15 protein-coding genes and 1 pseudogene are annotated in these 20,403 nt (G+C 41.0%); 5 read left to right on the forward strand and 11 right to left on the reverse strand.

The window, feature by feature from the left end; all coding sequences use genetic code 11:
- Nucleotides 1-36: 36 nt before the first annotated feature.
- From V7K98_RS17740 to V7K98_RS17760, 5 genes are all read right to left on the reverse strand, one after another.
- Nucleotides 37-1,770, reverse strand: coding sequence for a VgrG-related protein (locus V7K98_RS17740; protein ID WP_335024055.1), 1,734 nt, complete (start codon nt 1,768-1,770; stop codon nt 37-39).
- A gap of 78 nt (nt 1,771-1,848) precedes the next feature.
- A complete protein-coding gene (locus V7K98_RS17745) occupies nt 1,849-2,409 on the reverse strand; it encodes a CIS tube protein (protein WP_335024057.1) in 561 nt (186 codons plus the stop codon).
- Between the two features lie 37 nt (nt 2,410-2,446).
- Nucleotides 2,447-5,854, reverse strand: a complete 3,408-nt coding sequence (locus V7K98_RS17750; protein WP_335024059.1) for a hypothetical protein — start codon at nt 5,852-5,854, stop codon at nt 2,447-2,449.
- 23 nt (nt 5,855-5,877) lie between these two features.
- A complete protein-coding gene (locus V7K98_RS17755; protein WP_094342397.1) occupies nt 5,878-6,402 on the reverse strand; it encodes a phage tail protein in 525 nt (174 codons plus the stop codon).
- Nucleotides 6,402-6,641 carry a hypothetical protein gene (locus tag V7K98_RS17760; protein WP_335024061.1) on the reverse strand — a complete coding sequence of 80 codons (240 nt, stop codon included), beginning with the start codon at nt 6,639-6,641 and terminating at the stop codon, nt 6,402-6,404. The genes V7K98_RS17755 and V7K98_RS17760 overlap by 1 nt, the downstream gene beginning before the upstream one ends.
- Nucleotides 6,642-6,811: 170 nt before the next feature.
- On the opposite strand from V7K98_RS17760, the gene V7K98_RS17765 reads away from it, so the two are divergent.
- Nucleotides 6,812-8,164 (forward strand): eCIS core domain-containing protein, encoded by a 1,353-nt coding sequence (locus tag V7K98_RS17765; protein WP_335024063.1) that lies wholly within the window; start codon nt 6,812-6,814, stop codon nt 8,162-8,164.
- Here the strand turns inward: V7K98_RS17765 and V7K98_RS17770 are convergent.
- Nucleotides 8,140-8,280, reverse strand: coding sequence for a hypothetical protein (locus V7K98_RS17770; RefSeq protein WP_335024065.1), 141 nt, complete (start codon nt 8,278-8,280; stop codon nt 8,140-8,142). The two genes, V7K98_RS17765 and V7K98_RS17770, sit on opposite strands and share 25 nt — an antisense overlap.
- 7 nt (nt 8,281-8,287) lie before the next feature.
- Between V7K98_RS17770 and V7K98_RS17775 the strand changes: the two genes are divergently transcribed.
- The 3 genes from V7K98_RS17775 to V7K98_RS17785 all read left to right on the forward strand — a co-directional run bounded on the left by V7K98_RS17775 (nt 8,288) and on the right by V7K98_RS17785 (nt 14,725).
- Nucleotides 8,288-8,506 carry a hypothetical protein gene (locus V7K98_RS17775; protein WP_335024067.1) on the forward strand — a complete coding sequence of 73 codons (219 nt, stop codon included), beginning with the start codon at nt 8,288-8,290 and terminating at the stop codon, nt 8,504-8,506.
- Entirely contained in the window at nt 8,494-8,895 is a 402-nt protein-coding gene (locus tag V7K98_RS17780; protein WP_335024069.1) for a type II toxin-antitoxin system VapC family toxin, read from the forward strand. The genes V7K98_RS17775 and V7K98_RS17780 overlap by 13 nt, the downstream gene beginning before the upstream one ends.
- A 232-nt stretch (nt 8,896-9,127) precedes the next feature.
- On the forward strand, nt 9,128-14,725 hold the full coding sequence (locus V7K98_RS17785; protein ID WP_335024071.1) for an eCIS core domain-containing protein: 5,598 nt from the start codon (nt 9,128-9,130) through the stop codon (nt 14,723-14,725).
- Between the two features lie 35 nt (nt 14,726-14,760).
- On the opposite strand, the gene V7K98_RS17790 is transcribed toward V7K98_RS17785, so the two are convergent.
- Nucleotides 14,761-15,645 (reverse strand): nucleoside hydrolase, encoded by an 885-nt coding sequence (locus V7K98_RS17790; protein WP_335024073.1) that lies wholly within the window; start codon nt 15,643-15,645, stop codon nt 14,761-14,763.
- 17 nt (nt 15,646-15,662) lie between these two features.
- Nucleotides 15,663-15,998, reverse strand: a complete 336-nt coding sequence (locus V7K98_RS17795; RefSeq protein WP_335024076.1) for a hypothetical protein — start codon at nt 15,996-15,998, stop codon at nt 15,663-15,665.
- Between the two features lie 52 nt (nt 15,999-16,050).
- Here V7K98_RS17795 and V7K98_RS17800 point away from each other — a divergent pair, with 52 nt between their 5' ends.
- Nucleotides 16,051-17,184, forward strand: coding sequence for a YbjN domain-containing protein (locus tag V7K98_RS17800; RefSeq protein WP_335024078.1), 1,134 nt, complete (start codon nt 16,051-16,053; stop codon nt 17,182-17,184).
- 4 nt (nt 17,185-17,188) lie between these two features.
- On the opposite strand, the pseudogene V7K98_RS17805 reads toward V7K98_RS17800, so the two are convergent.
- The 3 genes and pseudogenes from V7K98_RS17805 to V7K98_RS17815 form a co-directional block, all read right to left on the reverse strand.
- Nucleotides 17,189-17,530: pseudogene (locus tag V7K98_RS17805) on the reverse strand (type II toxin-antitoxin system Phd/YefM family antitoxin).
- A gap of 104 nt (nt 17,531-17,634) precedes the next feature.
- A complete protein-coding gene (locus V7K98_RS17810; protein WP_335024080.1) occupies nt 17,635-18,279 on the reverse strand; it encodes an FHA domain-containing protein in 645 nt (214 codons plus the stop codon).
- Nucleotides 18,257-20,389, reverse strand: a complete 2,133-nt coding sequence (locus V7K98_RS17815) for a substrate-binding domain-containing protein (protein WP_335024082.1) — start codon at nt 20,387-20,389, stop codon at nt 18,257-18,259. Before V7K98_RS17815 ends, V7K98_RS17810 begins: the two co-directional genes overlap by 23 nt.
- Nucleotides 20,390-20,403: the final 14 nt, after the last annotated feature.

Consider the following 20,403-nt stretch of genomic DNA (forward strand, 5'->3'; position numbering starts at 1 on the left):
AGAGGCACAGAGAGCGCTGAGAAAAAACATAGAAAATTAATTAAGGCGAATCATCGCACCTTTAACTGTAATCACGCCGGTGGCTGAAATATCTATATTTCCAGCAGCATCTAATGACATATTACCTGTTGATTTCACCGAAACAGATTTAGCCATATCATCCATTTTGATTTTATGACCGCCTTTAGTTTCAATCTCTATACACCTTTGACTATCATTGAGATATATTTTATGACCGTCTTTAGTTTCAACGCGAATACCTGTTTTACTACTGCCTTTATCCTCTTCAACAAACTGTAAAACATGACCAACGCGAGTCTTAATGGTGCGTAATCTTACACCACTTGTAACAGAATCACCCACCTTTTCTGGTGGTGCATCCTTGCCGTTCCATACCCCGCCAATGACGTAAGGACGATGAATATCGCCATGTTCAAAACCTACTAAGACTTCATCATCTACCTCTGGTAAACAGTCGAAGCCTCTGTTTGGCCCTGCTCCCACAGCTACAACTCTTGCCCAGTCACTTGTATGTTCTTCTGTGAGAGTGGGAAACTTGACTTTCACTCTGCTCATTTTCTCTGGGTCTTTGTTATCAGTTACAATTCCGACTAATAAAGTCTCAGACGGCTGTAGACGTTTTTCTGGGGATAGAGTTGTGAATAAATTACCAGAACGTAGTCCTCGAACGCTGAAATCAGTTTCATAAACGCGCTGACTGAAGAAATGGCGCGTTTCTGTAACATAATACTTACCACTATAGCGATCGCCCATACCCTCAAGACTAATAACGCGTCCAGGACGAATCTCAGGATTCCCTTCTGATTTGGCATCTGCATAAACAAATTCTCCTCCTAGTTCATCACACAACGCCTGAGCCATCGTCTCTGCTTGTTTTTTACTGGCAACAGGTTTATCTACAACAATCATTTTGGGAGACTTAAGATTAGAAAATGCGTTACTAGTACTACTTCCTAGCTTATTGCCTGTCTCGGTTATTTGCTTCTCTTTCTTGGCTGTTCCACTAATCAATTCTTTCTTGGTATAGTCCCAAGCGCGTACTTCCACAGAACTTATCTGTTCAGCACTGGTAACGCGTGTACTAAATTTATTAATATCAACTAGCCATTTTAGTGATAAAGCACCCTGAGTTTTTGGTTTGCAAAAATTTAGTTTTTCCTCTGTAATAAATAACTCAAAACCAATACGGGCAGCCCTTTCTCGTAAAAATTCCATATTAGTTTGATTTTCTTGGAAGACATACTTATGAACTTCACCAGTTGCCTCTATATTGCCAGGTCTTATGCCTACTTCTTGAACTATTTTTTTGACTATATCGCTATCAGTTTCATTTAAAAAAGAACGATTGTAACGACCTCTGTGTAGACGATGAGAAATATCATAACCGCGAACAATGATATCAGCTTCAGATTTTTCATTAAAGTGAACTTCCATCGCTGTAATTTCGCCTTCAATGATAAATTCTCCTACTTCTTTTTGAAAATTATTATCTAGAGTCGTACTGGAACTAAAACCCAACTTTACTTTGTTGCCAATCTTAAACAACTTCTCATGTCGCCAAGCCTTATTTTCTGGTCGCTCAGATGTGGGAATATAGCTGTTATGGATTACTAGCGTAAACATTGCTGGTAAATGAAGGCTTTCTTCGATTGTGATCTGCAATATATCCTTCATTAATTCAGGAGAAGCTGGTTTTCCATCTATCTGTATTTTAGGTTCGCTTAAATAAAGGCTTTTTTTAGGAGGCATAACTATTATTTGATAAACTATGAAATTTTAAGAGCAGCCTTTAATGACAAAGTAAATACTAATTTACAACTTTACTTATTATGTCTTACTCAGTGTTTGCCCCTTTTGATCTCCCTGACGAGCTTCGCCTGTAGAGGCAGATTCACGTCCTCCGGGAAGGTTATTCTTATCTACTTCTTGCAAGGCTATATCTACCAGCGCCCTGACTGGTGTACCATCACTCAAAAACATGTTTAAAGTGTAGGTTAAGCTCGTGATTACACAATAAAAATACTCGTTTCCCCATGTAAATATATAAACAGGTGGACGTTTGTCAATTCCTTTACTGATAGTTTCTACACCTTTTTTGATATTGTCTATATATTTTTTCATCACCGACTCTTTCGTTTCATAAGTATCATAAAGTAACTGTTTAAGTGTAAACTTGTAAGGTTCAACGCCAGAAAAGTTGACTTTTGGAAGTAGAGTAGTTCCTCTATTACCATCCTTACTTTCCCACTTAACAGTCCGAGTAAAACTAATATCTGTGGGATTAAACATTAATTCAATATTTGGTGCTTCACTGTTATAAGCTACAAGCTTGGCTTTCTCAAGTTGCGGTTGACGCTTTTGAATAACAATAATTGCTGGACTTGCCATTTGAATATTCTCCAAAAATTAATTATTGAATGGAAATTTACCAAGGTAATCTACCTGAATAACCGCCATGACGTTCTCGCTCAATTTCTATCCGTTGTCGTAATCTGTGATAAATTTCACGGGCTAGAGCTTCGAGATCAGCAGTATCATCTTTCTTACCTTCTTCAGAAGATAAAGAAGTGTTATTTATCGTCTCAGTGACAGGTTGTATTTCTCTAGATATATCGGGTGGAGTGACTTCTCCACCATTAGCAAAGCCTCTAGGTGCAGGAAGGTGTTTAGCAAAAACTTGTGGCGATTCTGAAACATGAGAAAATTCATAATTTTGGCTATTAGATTCCCCATCATTAAAATTAAAGCTAGTAGAATCATCATTATTTCCATTTAGTAAATCTTCCACACTTGACCATTGAGAAGGTGTATTTGACCATTGAGAAGATGTATTAGTTGTAGAATTTGCTTTTCGGAAAATTAGGGGAGGCGATGAGTATTGAGGTGAAGCTTCACCGACATCAATTGTTTCATTTTGAAGAGTATGAAGCTGTGGAGAATTGAGAATCGAAAGTTTCTGTTTGCTAATATTCAATCCCAAGGAAGAAGGAATTAAAGAATTGGATATCTCAGGTGAATCAGTCTCAGTGCTTTTTAGCTGTAATGAAGTGTCTGGAAAAGAATCGACTTTAGTCGGAGTCTCTGGAGAAATCGTTTCTTCTGGTTCTGTAGAATTGGGTGTCTGTAAACTTGGAAGGATAATATCGTGCGGTGTTCCACCAGTGTTGATGTGATGTAGTAGGGGTAAATTCTTCTGTGCATCCCTGGTATTAATCACGAACTCCCCAGGCGTTAGCATTGCAGGCACTGTATCTGAGGGTGCTATGTGCTGGCGATTTTCAACGTGGGAGTCTGTAACATGACCACCAGTAGCATAACCTTTAGGTGCGGGTTTTTGTGCGATCGCATTCTGCTCACTTTTAGGTGCTGTGCTTACCTCATCTTGTAAAGAAGTTGGGTTTTCTAGAATCTCTGGATTATCCCAGTTATCAGCAAAGGTTGATATTTCAGGATTTTCTGACTCTACTGTTTGTTCATTATCAATAATTTTTCTAAAAATACTTGCTTCTTCAACAATTTCAGGTGATGTGGCGCTAACTGTTGGTGTTTCAACAATTTCAGGTGATGTGGCGCTAACTGTTGGTATTTCAACAATTTCAGATGAACTGGCGCTAACTACCGATACTTCACTAATTTCAGGTGATGTGGCGCTAACTGTTGGTGTTTCAACAATTTCAGATGAACTGGCGCTAACTATCGATGCTTCACTAATTTCAGGTGATATGGCGGTAATTGTCGGTGTTTCAGAAATTTCAGGTGATGTGGCGGTAATTGTTGATGCTTCAGAAATTTCAGATGAACTAGCACTAACTACCAATGCTTCATTAATTTCAGGCAATGTGGTGGTAATTATTGATGTTTCAGCAATTTCAGGTACTGCTAAGATGGGCTGACTTTCTGTAAACTCGCTGGTAGTATTCTCAACATTGCTATCACGTTGTAGTGAAGCCACATTTGCTGAGACATCTGAGACATTAACCACCATAGCAGACTGTGATTCTGAAGCTACTAATTGTTCATCGAAAGCGGCGGGAAACTCCATCCCCAGGTGTCTGTAGAGGGATAGCCGCCCCGCCACTTGGGGCATTGGGCATTGGGCATTGGGCATTAGAGGCTCTTGCCCATCCCCCATGCCCCATTCCCCATGCCCAAAAACTCCATCCCCTTGTGGGTGGAGTTTTTCATCGCTATCAGAGTTGCTGAATAAATTAGGTATGTCTTCAATCTCTGCTGAGGTAGGTGTTAACTGAACAGGCGCACTGTCTAGAGACTCACTCGTAATAATAGAATCAATTTCTTGACTTTTCACAGAATCTATAAAACCTCTACTCTGCAAGGGCAGAGGCTTTACATTCTCTGGTATTAAAGGGGGCTGAGGGGGTAAATTTTGCGTTGTCTTTTCTACATGGTGTGAAGAGTCAGGAGCAATTTCTCGTTGTACTGTAATAGGATTTTTTGCAACTGAAGACTCAGAATTAGGTGAAGTAACATGCGTCTGTATGGTATTTTCGTCATTCTCTAAAGAATGGAAAAAAGTTGGTGTATCATTAACCTCAGACGAACTAAGTTCTGAAGAAAAAGTTAAAGAACTATCATAGATAGCATTATTTGGTACAAAATAATTTGTGCTTTCTTCTGAAATTAAGTCGGATTCAATGGCTGTAACTGCCTCAAAATTGGTATTTAGTGATTCGGCTTCTTGCAATGAAGAGTTTGATGTTGGTAAAATCTCTTTTGCTTGGATTGAATTTGTTTCACTTACGCTGTTTTTATTGTCAACTATAGAAGAAAATTGGTCTATTTCAAGGTCTTGTTTTGGTGGCGTTTGGCTAACTGGCATACCTGACAAATTAACTGATTCTGATATTTCAGGTATTAGCTTTTCTTCGGCATTTATAAAATTACTATCCGGTATAAATATTTCTTCTATATTATTTTCCGAAGGAAGTTCTATATATGAACCATTAACTAATTCAATTGTGTTATTTTCTAATTCAAGATTTTTATTTTCTTCCCATATAAAAATATTGTCTGTTAAAGACAAATCTGTATTAGGCAAACTAGATATTAGCTCAGAATTTACTGGCAGATCATCGTTAGCAATATTCCTGAGTAAATTAGATTGATCTTGAAAATTAGGCGAATTGTATGCCGTTATGTTACTAACATAACTATGATCCTTTGCAGAAATATCTGATGCAATATCCAGTTGTAAATTTGGTGTTTCCAAATTAGTCTCAAGAGGTAGAGAGTCATCTGATGTTAATGATTTATCTTTTTTAAGATTAATAGGAGCATTATTTTTATCTACAACTTGCTTAATATTTTTAGCAGTAGATGATTTATCAGGTTTCTTATTTATAGATTTTAAAGTTGACTTTTTTTCTGATAGCTTTTGAGACTTCTTTGCTTTTTCCGACTTAGATTTACCTTTTATATTTACTTCTTGTGAGGTGTCATTACTCGTATTTACCTCGCTGGGAGTTGGCATTATCTCTGGAATACTATTTCTTACTGATTCATTACTATTTTCTAGTGCAGTTATTGAATCAGAAGCATCAAAATCAATCAATGGGAATTCACTATTTATATCTTCAGTATCCCAGCTATCCCAACCTATTAATGGTTGAATTGATGGTTCATACTGACGAGACAAGAAAAATTTAGAGGATGTAGCTAATGGTGGTTTATTTTGTATTGTACTGATAAAATTACTTCGTGAATGCAAAGAATTAGATTCTTTTTTCAATATCATTTTCTGAGGATTAGATAAAAATGATATTACGCCAAGGGGATGAATATTATTTCCTAGTGGAGATTGAAGATTTTGCATAGTTATAGTTGAAGAATAGCCAATTAACTAGAAACAAAATATCCTGTCTTTTGATTTCGTTGTACAGAAGTACCTCCTCCTGTAGACCTTGCAATTTGTAACCCTTCATAAGCTAAAGTTAATTCTTCAATTGCAACTGCTTTCCCATCTGCTTGGAGTGCAGGTGTTTTCCAAGTTATAGGAATAGCACCAATCAAAGTCCAACTCATCATAGTTTCACCAGCTTGATTGAAAATCAGAATATTGACATTACGCCGAGATGTTTTCTTTTGTTCGTCAAAAACTGCATTCATCCAGTTCCAAAAACCTGGATGATCGGTAAATCCTCGTTTAAGAGTTATGTCTGCAAATTCTGTATGACCTAAATAAATTCTTTGTTGGTCGTTGACACCACCTTCCTGAAAAACATTTTTCTTAATTTGAACACTTAATCCTGAACATTCAGCGAAAGATGCAGCAATAGAACTGTCTATCTCTACGTAGAAACGATTAGTTGTGACATAATTTAATTCGTGAGTAATGTTGCCATTGTTAGCGCCTGTAGCCATCACAACCACCTTTGAGAATCATAACTACCTACCCTTTCACGCTGCGATCGCAGGTCTTGTAGTAAAAGTCTATATACTTGTTCTGTGAGTTGGTTCATCAGCCGTGAGTCGTTGAGATATTTACTTGCCGTTTTAGCCGCCTTACTAGCATCAGATGCAGCCGAAACCCCGGCGTATCCAGCAGTACCGCCAACATCTCCATCGAAAGTGAAAAAACTTTGTTGCTGTTTTGAGTCCATAAATAAAAAACCTCTCCTAGAATCCAGGCTAAAGGTACTGCATCAGAATCAAAAGTAGCCAAAAGTCGAACTTAGTTTTTGCCTGGATTGCTTGATGAATGCGATCGCAGTACTCTAAATATTAGTAACAGTAGAATATCTAGTTAAAACTTGGGCAACAGGAGAAGAAAATGAGAGAACACGTCAGCCGCAAGAAAAAAACTACTACAAGTTTCTCAATTCCATCCCTGAAACACCCAACACCCGGTTTTCGTTTGGAATCGTCGGCAATTTCACGCCAACCGGTTCCTGAACTACAACCACTCGATAGATCAGTTACTCACGATATCAGTCGCATACCACTGCGTAGGCAAGCAAAACTCTCAATTAGCCAGCCTGGAGACATTTACGAACAGGAAGCTGATAGCGTAGCACAGCAGGTAATGCAAAGAATGGCGCAACCTGTAAATCGTCAGTCTATCCAACGAGAAGCAGTGCCAGAAGAAGAATTGCAGATGAAACCTCTGGCAAATTCCATCACGCCTTTGGTGCAACGAGAAGAAGTGCCAGAGGAAGAGGAAGAAGAATTGCAAATGAAATCTCTGGACAATCGCACACTGCAACGAGAAGAAGTGCCAGAGGAAGAGGAAGAATTACAGATGAAATCTCTGGATAATCGCACACTGCAACGAGAAGCATTGCCAGAGGAAGAGGAAGAATTACAGATGAAGCCGATGGTGCAGCGTCAGGCTGGGATGGCTGCTACACCAGACTTAGAAACGTCCATAAACCAAGCAAGAGGTAGTGGACAATCCCTTGCAGACAACATCCGCCAACCGATGGAACAGGCGTTTGGCGCAGATTTCAGTGGCGTGAAGGTTCACACAGATGGTCAATCTGACCAGTTGAATCGGTCAATTCAGGCGCGGGCTTTCACGACGGGACAGGATGTGTTCTTTCGCCAAGGGGAATATAATCCTGGGAGTCGGGGCGGTCAAGAGTTGTTGGCGCATGAGTTGACCCATGTTGTGCAGCAGAATGGGGGGGCGGTGCAGCGATCGCCTCAGCCTCTAAACCAGCAGCAACACCACCGATCCCCCAAAATTTTGTCGTCATCGTTCGGTTCGGTAGTGCAGCGAGTCAGTGTACCAAAAGTACAGATAAAAAGTGCGATTCAGTCATTACATCCAGGCTGGAAACTAGGTACAGCAGAGCGAACGATAGCGGTGTGGGAGATCGACCGCATACAACAGTGGGATTTTCATTTTTCGGCAATGTTCGATCCAACCGGCGTAAACATGACAAAGTTCCATTTTACAATTAGGAATGGGGGCAAAGGAGACGATGCTTTTGCATGGTTCAATGTAGACGGGCATAACAGGACTGCAACAGTCGGAATAAGGGAAAACGCAGGGAATACTGAGTATTATAATGTGGGAAGCAATGACTATAAAAAAATCCCCCGAAAGATCCGCAGTCAATTCACGCTTATTGATGGGTGGGCTAACAATCTAATTACTCAGGCTGCCAGCTTCTGCTCGTAGTGCGATCGCCCGATCTTGTAGGGTGTATTAATGAAGTGCGATCGCGTTCTTGTCGCTTGGGTTGAGGAACGACCTAACAAATGACCGTTATAATATTTCAAAGATTGAACAATCACTCAACCCATGCAATACGAAGCCCTTTATGAAAATGGTCAAATAACGTGGTTAAGCGAAAAACCCCCTCTTAAGTCCGCTCGAATTATGATCTCAATTCTAGAAGAGATCCCACCCCAACCTCAAAAACGCCGTCAACCTTCACCCTTGATTGCTGGTAAGGGAAAAACATTAGGAGACTTGGTAAATGCACTTGTTAATGACCAAGATTGGGAATGTCTGAAATAATTATCCTAGATACTCATATCTGGATTTGGTATATTAATCGAGAATTAGATCAATTTCCAACTTCATGGTTAGAAATAATAGAAACAGCCAATCAGGTGGGAATTTCGCCAGTATCCTGTTATGAAGTAGCTTTAGCCCAACAAAGAGGACGTTTATTATTACCAAGTCCGGTGAATCAATGGTTTCAGGAAGCCTTAGAACCTTCGGGAATCTCTCTTTTACCCTTAACTGCGGCGATCGCGTCAAGTGCTGTTAATTTATCACCCATTCATCGAGATCCTTTTGACAGAATTATTATCGCCACAGCCATTGAACATCAAGCGAAATTAGCCAGCATTGATGGGTTTTTCTGTAAATATCCAGAATTAGCAACTTTGTTAATGGTTTAGAATGCGTAGTGCGATCTCTTAAGATATCCGCAAAGTGCGATCGCCTTATCTAGTAGAGACTGTCTTAATAGTCTTGCGATCGCTGTTGTCGGGTGTGTTAGCTAATTAATCAACTTGGCCAAAATTTAGACTTTGGGTGAATTGCTTGATGAGTGCGATCGCAGTACTCTAGATGTATGTTGGTATTAACAAGATATTCGCCCCCTTACTGCTCGGTCATCAGGAGAATAAAATGGGAGAACGCTTAGGACAGCACAAAAAAGCTACTACAGGCTCCTTCTCAATACCTACACTCAAACAACCAACACGCGGTTTTGGTTTAAATTCTCCTGGTGCTTCATCTCAAGCAACTACTGAGGTGCAGCTTAAAAAACCTCTAGGGCACGACATTAGCCGAATATCATTGCGCCCACAAACAAAACTCACAGTTAACCAGCCGGGAGATGTTTATGAGCAGGAGGCTGATAGAGTAGCGCAACAGGTGATGCAGAGGCAGTCTATCCAACGAGAAGAATTGCCGGAGGAAGATGAAGAAGAATTACAAATGAAGTCCCTTTCCAATGCCAATATTCCCTCACTACAACGGGAAGCTTTGCCGGAGGAAGATGAAGAAGAATTACAAATGAAGTCCCTTTCCGATGCCAATATTTCCTCACTACAACGGGAAGCTTTGCCAGAGGAAGATGAAGAATTGCAAATGAAATCTCTCTCCGATGCCAATATTCCCTCACTACAACGGGAAGCTTTGCCAGAGGAAGATGAAGAAGAATTACAAATGAAATCCCTTTCCGATGCCAATATTCCCTCACTACAACGGGAAGCTTTGCCGGAGGAAGATGAAGAAGAATTACAAATGAAATCCCTTTCCGATGCCAATATTCCCTCACTACAACGGGAAGCTTTACCAGAGGAAGATGAAGAAGAATTACAAATGAAGCCTCAAGCAGTTGGGATGCAATTCCTAAACAAACCTCTCACCCACGACATTAGTCGAATGTCACTGCGTCTACAAACAAAACTTACAGTTAACCAACCTGGAGACATTTACGAGCAGGAGGCTGATAAAGTAGCGCACCAGGTGATGCAGAGGCAGTCTATCCAACGGGAAGCTTTGCCAGAGGAAGAGGAAGAATTACAAATGAAATCCGTGGCGGGTTCCATTACTCCTGTGGTGCAACGTAAGGGTGGTGGAATGGCAGCAACCTCCGACTTGGAAACCTCAATCCAAAAAGAACGAGGAAGTGGACAGCCACTCACTGATGATGTCCGGCAACCAATGGAGCAGGCGTTTGGTGCTGACTTTGGTGGTGTCAAAATCCATACAGATAGCCAATCTGACCAACTTAACCAATCTATCCAAGCGCGGGCTTTCACCACTGGGCAAGATATCTTCTTCCGTCAAGGAGAATATGCTCCTGGGAGTCACGGTGGGAAGGAATTACTAGCCCATGAATTAACTCACGTTGTCCAACAAAATGGTAGTGCCCTTGGGCGTAAGTTGCTTCCCGACCAAGGGATTAAAAAAAACAAGATCCAAGCTAAAGCCCTGCTTAACTCCCCTTCTGGGTATCAACCAGTAATCCAACGCAGAGATAATCCTCCTTCACAAACCGAGCCAGATAAACAGGTACAGCCAGAGCAAACAGCTAATAAGGCTAATTCTGAACAAGGACAAGGGCAACGTCAAGCGATCGCAGATAAAACTGTGGCAGTAGCTTCACCTCCAGCAAATGGGGCTGGTGCAGGAACAAATTCACCTCCAGCAGACGCTTCTGGGAATCCATCAGTAAACCCGAATAAAAATAAGGCTCAGAAAGAAACTCAGGCAGATAACCAAGGGCAGTCAAAGCCAGCAGTTAATCAGGCTAATGCTGAACAAGGGCAGAATCAGGCAGGAAAAGTCGCAGTTGTAGGTAAGCCTGGAACAGAAGCAGGTGGTGAAAAAGCTCCCGCTTCTGCTGAAAATGACCCAGCATTCCAAGCAGTAGTCGGCACAACTAAAGAAGTCGCAGGACAGCAGAAGAAACACGAACCCGCTAATAGCAAAGCCCAGGAAGCTCAAGCTGCCGCCCAAGCCCCTGGGAATGAAGTAGACAGCAAGGCACAAGCCAATCAAGTTGGCGAAATGGGGCAGGCTGAAACCCCACAATTTGATGCTGCCGCTTTCAAAGCCAAACTGATGCAACGCATTGCTGATATGGCTCCCAAGAACTTGGAAGAAGCGGACAACTTTAAAAATAATAATAAACTTGACTCAGTTAAGAGCGATTTGAGTGGCCAAGTCAAAGACGAGCAGAAAAACTCTCAAGAACCGCTAGAAGAGAAAACCAAAGAAAAACCTGACACCAGTGGCATTGAGGCAAAAAAAGTAACGCCACTGCCACAGACTAACCCTGGACAACCGCCGTCAGATATCGGTGCAGACAAAGCAGCACCTAAATCTAAGGGACAGGCTGAAGTCGAAGCCCCATTGCAAGATGACAGTAAAAAACTTGACCAGCAGATGAAAGAGGCGGATATTACTGAGGAGCAATTGGCCAACTCCAATGAACCGGAGTTCCAAGGGGCACTTGCAGCCAAGAAAGATGCCCAAACCAATGCACAAGAAGCGCCGCCCAAATATCGCCAACAAGAGCAAGGCATCCTCGCAACCGCTCAAGCTACGGCGGAAACTACAGCCCAAAAGCATCTGCAAGCAATGCATGGTACACGGACTCAAAACCTGGGTCAGGTTGGAGATCAGCAAGTGGGAACCAAGGGCAAGGATGAGCAAGCACGGACGAAAGTTGCTGGTGATATTAATAAGATTTATGACAATACCAAAGCCAAAGTTGAAAAAACCCTGGGTGAACTAGACGGGCAAGTTATCCAAGCCTTTGATACTGGTGCTGCTGACGCGAAGAAAGCCTTCGAGGATTACGTTGGCAAGCGGATGGACAAATATAAGAGCGATCGCTATAGCGGCATTTTAGGCCCAGCAAAATGGGTGTGGGACAAATTGTTTGGTATGCCCTCAGAGGTGAACGCTTTCTATCAAGAGGGACGGCAGCTTTACATTAATCAGATGGATGGTGTAATTAACAATGTTGTCGCCATTATTAGTAAAGGACTAACCCAAGCCAAAGCAGAAATTGCCAGTGGGAAGTTGGAGATTCAGAATTATGTCAACAAACTGCCGCAAGACTTGAAAGGAGTTGGTCAACAAGCCGCCGCAGACATTGAGAGCAAATTTGAAGAATTGCAACAAAGTGTTGACGATAAGCAGGATGATCTAATTGACACCCTAGCGCAGAAGTATAAAGAGAACTTGGAAGCTGTTGATGCCCGCATTGAAGAGATGAAGGAGGCAAATAAAGGTTTTATTCAAAAAGCTTTCGACTTTATCGTGGGAGTCATCAAGACGATCATCGAACTGACCAAAATGCTTTTAGAAGTGCTAGCGCGAGTTGCTGGCGTAATTGGGCAAATCCTCAAAAACCCGATTGGTTTCTTGAGTAATTTGATTCAGGCACTGAAGCAAGGCTTCCTCAACTTCATGAATAATATCGGGAAGCACCTCCAGCAAGGATTAATTGGTTGGCTGACTGGCACAATGGCAGAAGCTGGGATTCAAATGCCAGAAAACTTGGATCTCAAAGGGATCTTTAGCCTAGCAATGCAGCTTTTGGGCTTCACGTATGAAGCAATTCGCGCCCAAGCTGTGAAACGATTGGGTGAAGAAAAGGTTGGCCGATTGGAACAAACTGTTGAGATATTTCAAGTCTTAGCCAGTAAGGGAGTGGCTGGGATGTGGGAGTTTGTCCAAGAGATGATGGGCGATCTCAACGCCTTGGTGATCGAACCCATCAAGAACTTTATCATTGAAAAGGTGATTACAGCCGGGATTGAGTGGGTTATCGGCTTGTTAATTCCGGGTGCAGGCTTCATCAAAGCTGCTAAGGCGATTTATGATATTGTCAAATTCTTTATTGAACGCGCCCAGCAGATTGCCGATTTAATTAATGCTATTTTAGATGCCATTGGTGCGATCGCTAGTGGTGCGCTCGATCAAGCAATCAAAGGTGTTGAAAATGCCCTTGCTAAATCTTTACCAGTTGTCATCAGCTTCCTAGCAAGTCTTTTAGGCTTAGATGGAATTGCCGGCAAGATTCAGGCAATATTCAAGAAACTGCGGAAACCGATGGAAAAAGCAGTTGATTGGTTAATTGATAAAGGTGCGAAGGCGTTTAAGAAAGTTGGTAACAAGGTTAAGAATAGCAAAGTAGGTAAGAAGGCTGGAGAACTGAAAGATTCGGCGAAGGAGAAATATCAAGCCGGTAAGCAGTGGGCTGAGGATAAAAAGGAAGCTGGTCAGCAATGGGTTAATGATAAGAAAGCAGCCGCCGAACAGTGGGTTAATGATAAGAAAGAGGGAGTTAGTAACAAGTTCAAGAAGAGCAAGTTCGGCAAGAAAGTAGGAACCTTGACAGAATCAGCCAAGGAAAAATATAAAGCTAGTAAGCAGTGGGTTGAGGATAAGAAGGAAGCTGGTAAGCAGTGGGTTGACGGCAAGAAAAAATCCGTCAAGGATAAGTTTGATAAGTTTGGCAATAAAGTCAAAGATAAGTTTGGATTTGGTAAGGATAAGGATAGTCAGGAGAAACAAGCCAAAAATCACAAGGCCAATGAACGCACAATTGATCAGAAGAAAGCTGATGTTGACAGAGCTATCGTCGAAGCTGAGAAGATAATGGAAGAAAAGGGTGCTACGCCTGATAGTGTTAAAGCGAAATTACCAGCTATCCAATCAACCTATAAATTAACTTCAATCGCGCTAGTAAAACAGAAAAACAACAAATACCATATAGAAGCAAAGATTAACCCTAAAAAAGATTCAAAGTCCGGACCTCTACAGGATGGCCAGCGAAAATCCGCAACGATTAAGAAAATATTGTTTGAATCTAATAAGAGTAAGAATAGCAACAAGGATGAAGCTATTTATGGTGATTGGCTTAAAAAACAATTTAATAGTTTTGAGCCTGGTTTATTGGATACAGAACTAAACAAGAGAAAGCAGACTTACGACGAAATCAGAGGTGAAGACAAGACATGGACAGAGCTACAAGGTGTTATTTATGCTCCTTTCATAGAGGATAATCAAAAAGCTATCAATAAGCTTCAAGAAAAAATGAAAGATTGTCGCTATTTACTGAGCCTTGAACGTGGAGGATCATTCTTAGCAGATCAGCTAACAAAAGGAAACAAAATTCCTAGTCAAAAAATTGAAAAAAGATTACTCACGAGAGAAGAAGTTATACAACTTAATGCGAAAACAGATAAAAATTACAAAGTTCAGCAGCAGTATGATCTTAAAGCTAAAATTCGGGAAATTATGGAGGGCCAAAAAAATGAGAATATTACCATAGCCATAGCAGAGACACTAGTAGGCGGTGGCTCTAGAAACGCCTTAGTCCAAACCGCGAACGAAATACTAGAGACGAATGAATATCCTAACCTTAAATTTAAACTTCTTCTGCTACAACAAACAATACACACAGAAGATGAAGGAGAAGGTATAGTTAGGCAAGGGGTAACTAAAGTTAGCGGTATAACGAAAGCAAATCAAATACAACTTGTGACTGCATCAACAAGATATATCCTTGGAGAGGATGTAGGTTATCAGTTAGCTAAGAGTGGCAAGACTTCAAATAAACCAGTAATTGTGTTTCAAGGAACTGAAGCAACGCTGGTTGCTTACCAAATAACTCCAGAAGGGGAGACAACAGCAAGAGACATTATAATAGACCTCAATGCAGGACTCTATGCTGGTCTTCTTTCACCTATTTTGTAACTCGTTTAAAGATGATAAAACCTTCACCTTTATTGCTAATAAGCAGTGAGAGTTTGGATAAACTTTTCGCGATCGTAGTCAGTAATAATCCAGGTTTTTGTCCCAGGAGATAATTTTGCTCCCCATTGTCCATGATGGCAGTACAGATCAACTTCAGCCCAAGTCCCAATAGATTCATCAATAGCACAACAAGCAGCTAAAGGATCGTGAAACTTTTTCCCCCCAGGCTTCTTTTTTAGGTAAGCATTCATCCCCTGCCAAATGTAGGTAAGAGATTTACTTTTGTCCTTGATAGTCTCAAAATGTTTGTGGATCTCTTGGTCATAGTAAACTTTATGACATACGTTTTTAGACACAAAACGTCTAATACCAATACCCGAATACTCTAAAGCTGCCAACGCCGATTTCGGATCTCCGTTGAGGTTATAGCTAGGGCAAGTCACCATCCCCTTGAACTTCTCCAATTGCCGTTCAGGAGGAATCACACCTTCACCAGCAAATCCCCCTTGGGTAATTAAACGACCCAGTTTCAATACTTCTTTGCCTGGTATTGAACTAAGGGTTATAGCGACACCAAGGTTCTTAAGAGGCGCACCCGTAATCAGGGTTGTATTCTCGTCGCAGCAACGCAGCAGAACCTCACCTCCCGGTTCAGCATCATAGGAGGGAGGTATGTTTCCATAGACTTTGTAGTGCCATCCAGAAACGCACTGCTTCCCATGCTCAAGGTTATAAGCTCCCACGGGGATATTTAAACCAAAGCATTGGGTGAGTGCGTGTCGAACTAATCCAATTTGATCGGGTGTACCAGGAGTGACGGTTACTGCCTTAAGGTTAACCTGGGGATGTCCAATTAAAAAGAGTAGAGTTAGGAAGTCATCAGGATCGCTGGTTTCCATGTCCCAAACTACATTAATCACTCTTACCTCTATGTGGTTTAAAGATCAACTCTTATGTAATCTAACTCTTCCATTAACTGATCAAAGTCTATCGGGTTGTTTTCAACAGGCTGTACGAAGGCATAAACGAAAGGAAATTTGCTTTTTGTAACTTCTTCAAATTTATATTCTATTAATTTTTCCTCAACATCAATTGTATTTTCTATTAAAAGTAGTTGATAACCCATTATTTTATTAGTGTCATAAAGCGGTTTGATATTCTCCTTTGTCTTTTGAATAGTTCCTTTGCAATTTACTAAATTCCCAATAGAATTAAAATGAACATATTCATGGGCTAATTCATCATTCATTTTATTTTGATCTCTGTTTTTCATGGCTATCTAAATCCTTGCTATCTTTAATATTAACCAAAAATTTTTAAACAGGATGACCAATAACTTTGAACATCTCCAGTTAGAAGGAGACTTAACCCTACACGACTTCTCCAAAACCCCCCTAACCGTTCGTGCGATCGCTCTATCCCTCACCACACAAAACAACGAAGTCATCGCGTGTCGCCTCACCTTCCAAGTCAACCCGCAACTCTACGAACGCATCGACACCGCCGCCTTATTCAATCTCAAACCAGATGTTCGTAACCCTCTATCATCTGGGAAATTCCTCAGCGAACCAGACATTACCATTGAAACCAGTCTGAAACCAGATTTATTACCACTATTAGCAGAACACGCAGTCAACATTGATGAAACTGCAAAATATATCTTGAATTTAAGCCAAGAACAACCCGCTAACCAAATTCTCTCTACCGAAAGTTGGTTGGGTTTATCTGTTAAACAGCAACAAGAATCAGGCGAAATCGGCTATCTTACTCTTTGGTCTTATATTAGTCCAGAAAATCTGGCTCAAACAAGTGTCAATGGGGAAGGAATTGCTGAAGGTATTGTCAACTTTTTTAAAGATTGGACTGAAGCTAATTTATCTGTCAAAACTCAGAAAACATCTGCCAAAATGTTGGAAGGAATCGAGAAATTTTTGACAGAGTTAGCTGATAGTAATTCTGATGACATAACACAAAAAATCGAGGCAAATTTTCCACTATCCCCTACAAATGGTAATATTTTTGAAGCAATAATCAATTTCTTCACAGCCGACGATTGGCCTTTTGTACAACTTCCCGAACAGCCAGCTTTACAAATATCGTTCCAAGGCGAAAATGGCAGATGGAATTGTTACGCTAGAGCCAGAAGTGAACAAAATCAATTCGTTTTTTACTCAATTTGTCCAGTGAACGCACCAGAAAGCAAGCGGCTGGATATAGCAGAATTTATAACTAGAGCTAATTCTGGCATGATGATCGGCAATTTTGAGTTAGATTTTATCGACGGGGAAATTAGCTACAAAACTAGTATTGATGTCGAAGGCGATCGCCTCAGTTTTGCACTAATTCAAAGACTAGTTTACGCCAACGTCACGATGATGGATGAATACCTGCCAGGGATTTTGTCTGTGATTTATGGTAATCTCTCGCCAGCAGAAGCGATCGCTAAAATTGAAGTGTAGTTAATCAGCCATTATTCATAGTGATACCGACAAGTTCCTGCTCAATCCCCAACTCCTGCTGAAGTTCTGCGATCGCTTGAGGTTGGATTTTTCCTGTTTTCGACTCCTCTATTGCATCCAGTAAACGACGCGCATTAGCAGGCGATGGCTACGCCAACGTCTGCGACGAACGCAAAAGATAAACTGTCTCAAGCAAACTTACCAAATCTGACTCAGCAATCAAGGCTACATTTTCACCATCACGGCGGTTAATCATATACACCTGATGATTTTCTGCTACCAGTTCTAACAACTTAAAAAAGTCATTTCTCGCATCGGTTGGGGATGTGATTTTGTAAGGCAACATTAGTTGATGTACATAAATCTGTACATATATTATAAGCTGATCGCTAGCCAAAATTTAAGGGTAGCTGATCGATCAACTACCCCAGGAAATTTGATATCTTTTAACTACACAACATACACCGTAAAATTAACTAGATTATCCTGACCAAACCTCAGTACATCACCATTAAGCAGACGATATTGCATTCCAGGATTTAAAGGATTGTTGTTTAAATAAATACCATTTGTACTCATGTCAACAATCATGTATGCATTTTGTGACCAGTCCCAATCGACTCGCGCATGACGACGAGAGACTATTCCCTCGCTGGGGATGCCGGTCAAGTCAATTTCTGGCGGCGCTATTCCTGGACTCTGACTGCGACGACCAATATAACCTCCCTCGCCAACGAGTTGAAATTCTCTCCCAGTGGTATGAATCAGCTTTAAGGCTGGCGCTCTTTGAGGCGGAGGGGTATAAGCAGGCGGTGTTGGTTGATAGGAAACCCGTGGCTGATAGACTGTTGAATAATCAGCAGGGGCTTGTTGGGGAGGTTGATAGTTAGGTTGCTCTGTAGGTGGCCGTTGATACTGGACAGGTGGTGGTTGACTAGGTTGTTGTTGAATAGGCGGTGGTTGACTAGGCGGTTGTGGTGTGGGGGCAACTACATTACCCACAGGAGTGGAACACCAGGGACAAACCTTAGCATTGTTGGGTAGGGCGCGGTTAAAATATTCGCAACTAGGATTAGGGCACCGATTTGCAGGCATAGGAATTTATATCATCAGGCATAGGTTGTAAAGCTACAAGACCGACTTTGCTAAGTAAACACTGACCCTGACGAGTGGTTAGCATCTGGGCAAATGTAGAACCACCAGGCAGGCGACTGGTGTCTTTAGGGTACACTACAAAAATAGGGTATCCCAACGGGTAGCTCTGGAAAGTTGTGACATCAACATAATAATCATCATGTTGACACAAATCATCTGAGGGATTAATTGAGCGGCGATCGCGCCGTTGAAACAGAGGTTGAATCGCTGATTTTTTGCCATCTGCGATCGCTAGCGGATAACCAGTACACTGACTCGAAGTTTTACTGATAATACCAAAACTTATAATACCAGTAGTTCGCCCCTCTGAAGTCTCACTGCGAATCTGATTTTGGGTTTTTGTTGTATCAAGTTTAGTAACATTTGCTGCAAATAAAGCTTCGTCTTGAGGGACATTTTTGAGAACTATTTCTTGAAATTTACTGATTGCTTCTGGTTCAGTTGGGGCAAAAGGTTTCACTGGTAGATTTGGAAGTTTGGAACTAATTTGTTGCCAATTGGTAATTTTACCTGTGTAAATTTGACGCAATTGCTCAAGATTTATTTGTCCCCCAAGAGCATTAGCAAGATTTGAATCTCTCTTATTAAATGCTACAAAAACAAGTAATCCATCATAAGCAACTATTTTTTTAACTAGTTTATCTGTGATGTTGTCTCCCAAACTAGTAATTGCAAAATCTTTTTTGTTTATTTGGACTTCTTCGATACTTTTAATTGGATTATTTACATTTAATGACAAAACAGATTCATAGTTAAATGTTGCTGTCGCATCTAACTTTGGTCTAGTCAATAACTCTCCTAAACGACTGTTGTCTACTGGTTGCGTTAAAATATAACTCCACGTACTGTCTTTTTCTCCTGTGTAAGTAAATTGTCCAGAAGGAACATTAGAGACTTCTGAGAAATTCCGCACAAGTTTAGACCATAGTATATATTGATTAGAATTATCTGGTTTCTTGCTCAAAAACCAATATAAAATTCCTCCACCGAGTAGTAATAAAGCCAGGATTCCGATCAGGATTAAAGGCATTGGCAAACGTTTTTCTATTGCTTGAGAAGCTGGAGAACGCACCGAACTTTTGCCATCATCTTCTTTGGGAAGTTGCAGTAATGCTTGACGAGCCATTTCAGCATTCTCAAAGGGAGTTTCTAACCCAATTAGGTGATAAATAAACTGCTTTAAATGGCTATCTGTATCTGGCCAATTTTGATTATCTCTAGGATCAAGAGGCTGGTTGGATGAAAAATTAGTTGTCCGTCCTACCCATAAATAAAAGGCTAGTAATCCTAATGATTCTAAATCTTGCTCAGGTCTGGCGGGTGCTGGTTGGGGAATAATTGGTGGAATAAATAAGTTTTCCCAGGTAGCTAAATCACAAAAATATATAGAGAATTTTTGATTATTTTCTACTTTAATTAAAATACTATCTAAACTAATATTGCCGTGAGTTATACCCAGTTGTGTTTGATTGGAGGGAAAACGCAGCTTTTGGGTGTGGAGAAACTGGAGAGTTTGCAAACCTTGATTTAGTACCTCACGCACATCGGGAGATGACATTGCGCCCTTCTCGATAAGAAATTTCCCTAAAGTTTGGGATGATTCTATACCTTGAGTGATAATATAGCAGCGTTCTCCCTTTTCATCTGCGATCGCTTCTTTAGTTTCCACAAGACGGAAATTTTGAATTCGACTATCGGCTAAACTTACCCCGCCTACCCGCTTGAAAGTCTCTTTGCGCTTCAAAGTCTCGCTTTCATTAAAACAACGATTGGGTAGCAGATATTCTTTGATGATGACGGGTTGTTTGTCTTTGAGTTGGATGCCTGAGTATAAGCGGCCTAAACCCCGCACACCGATAAAACTAGCTATTTTATAAGTTCCCTGACTTCCTTTAATCTCAGCCTCCTGTGGTAAAGTCGCCGGAAAACCACATTCCAGGCAAAACTTAGCCCCCTTAATTTGCTGCGCCGTTTGAAAAGGGCGATCGCAATTTAAGGGAGAATTGTACGAGCAGGGGTATTCTTGATAAAAAGATTCAAATGAAGGCATATAAACAATTCAAA

Origin of the sequence: Nostoc sp. (genome assembly GCF_036917435.1) — a bacterium.
Taxonomy (GTDB): domain Bacteria; phylum Cyanobacteriota; class Cyanobacteriia; order Cyanobacteriales; family Nostocaceae; genus Nostoc.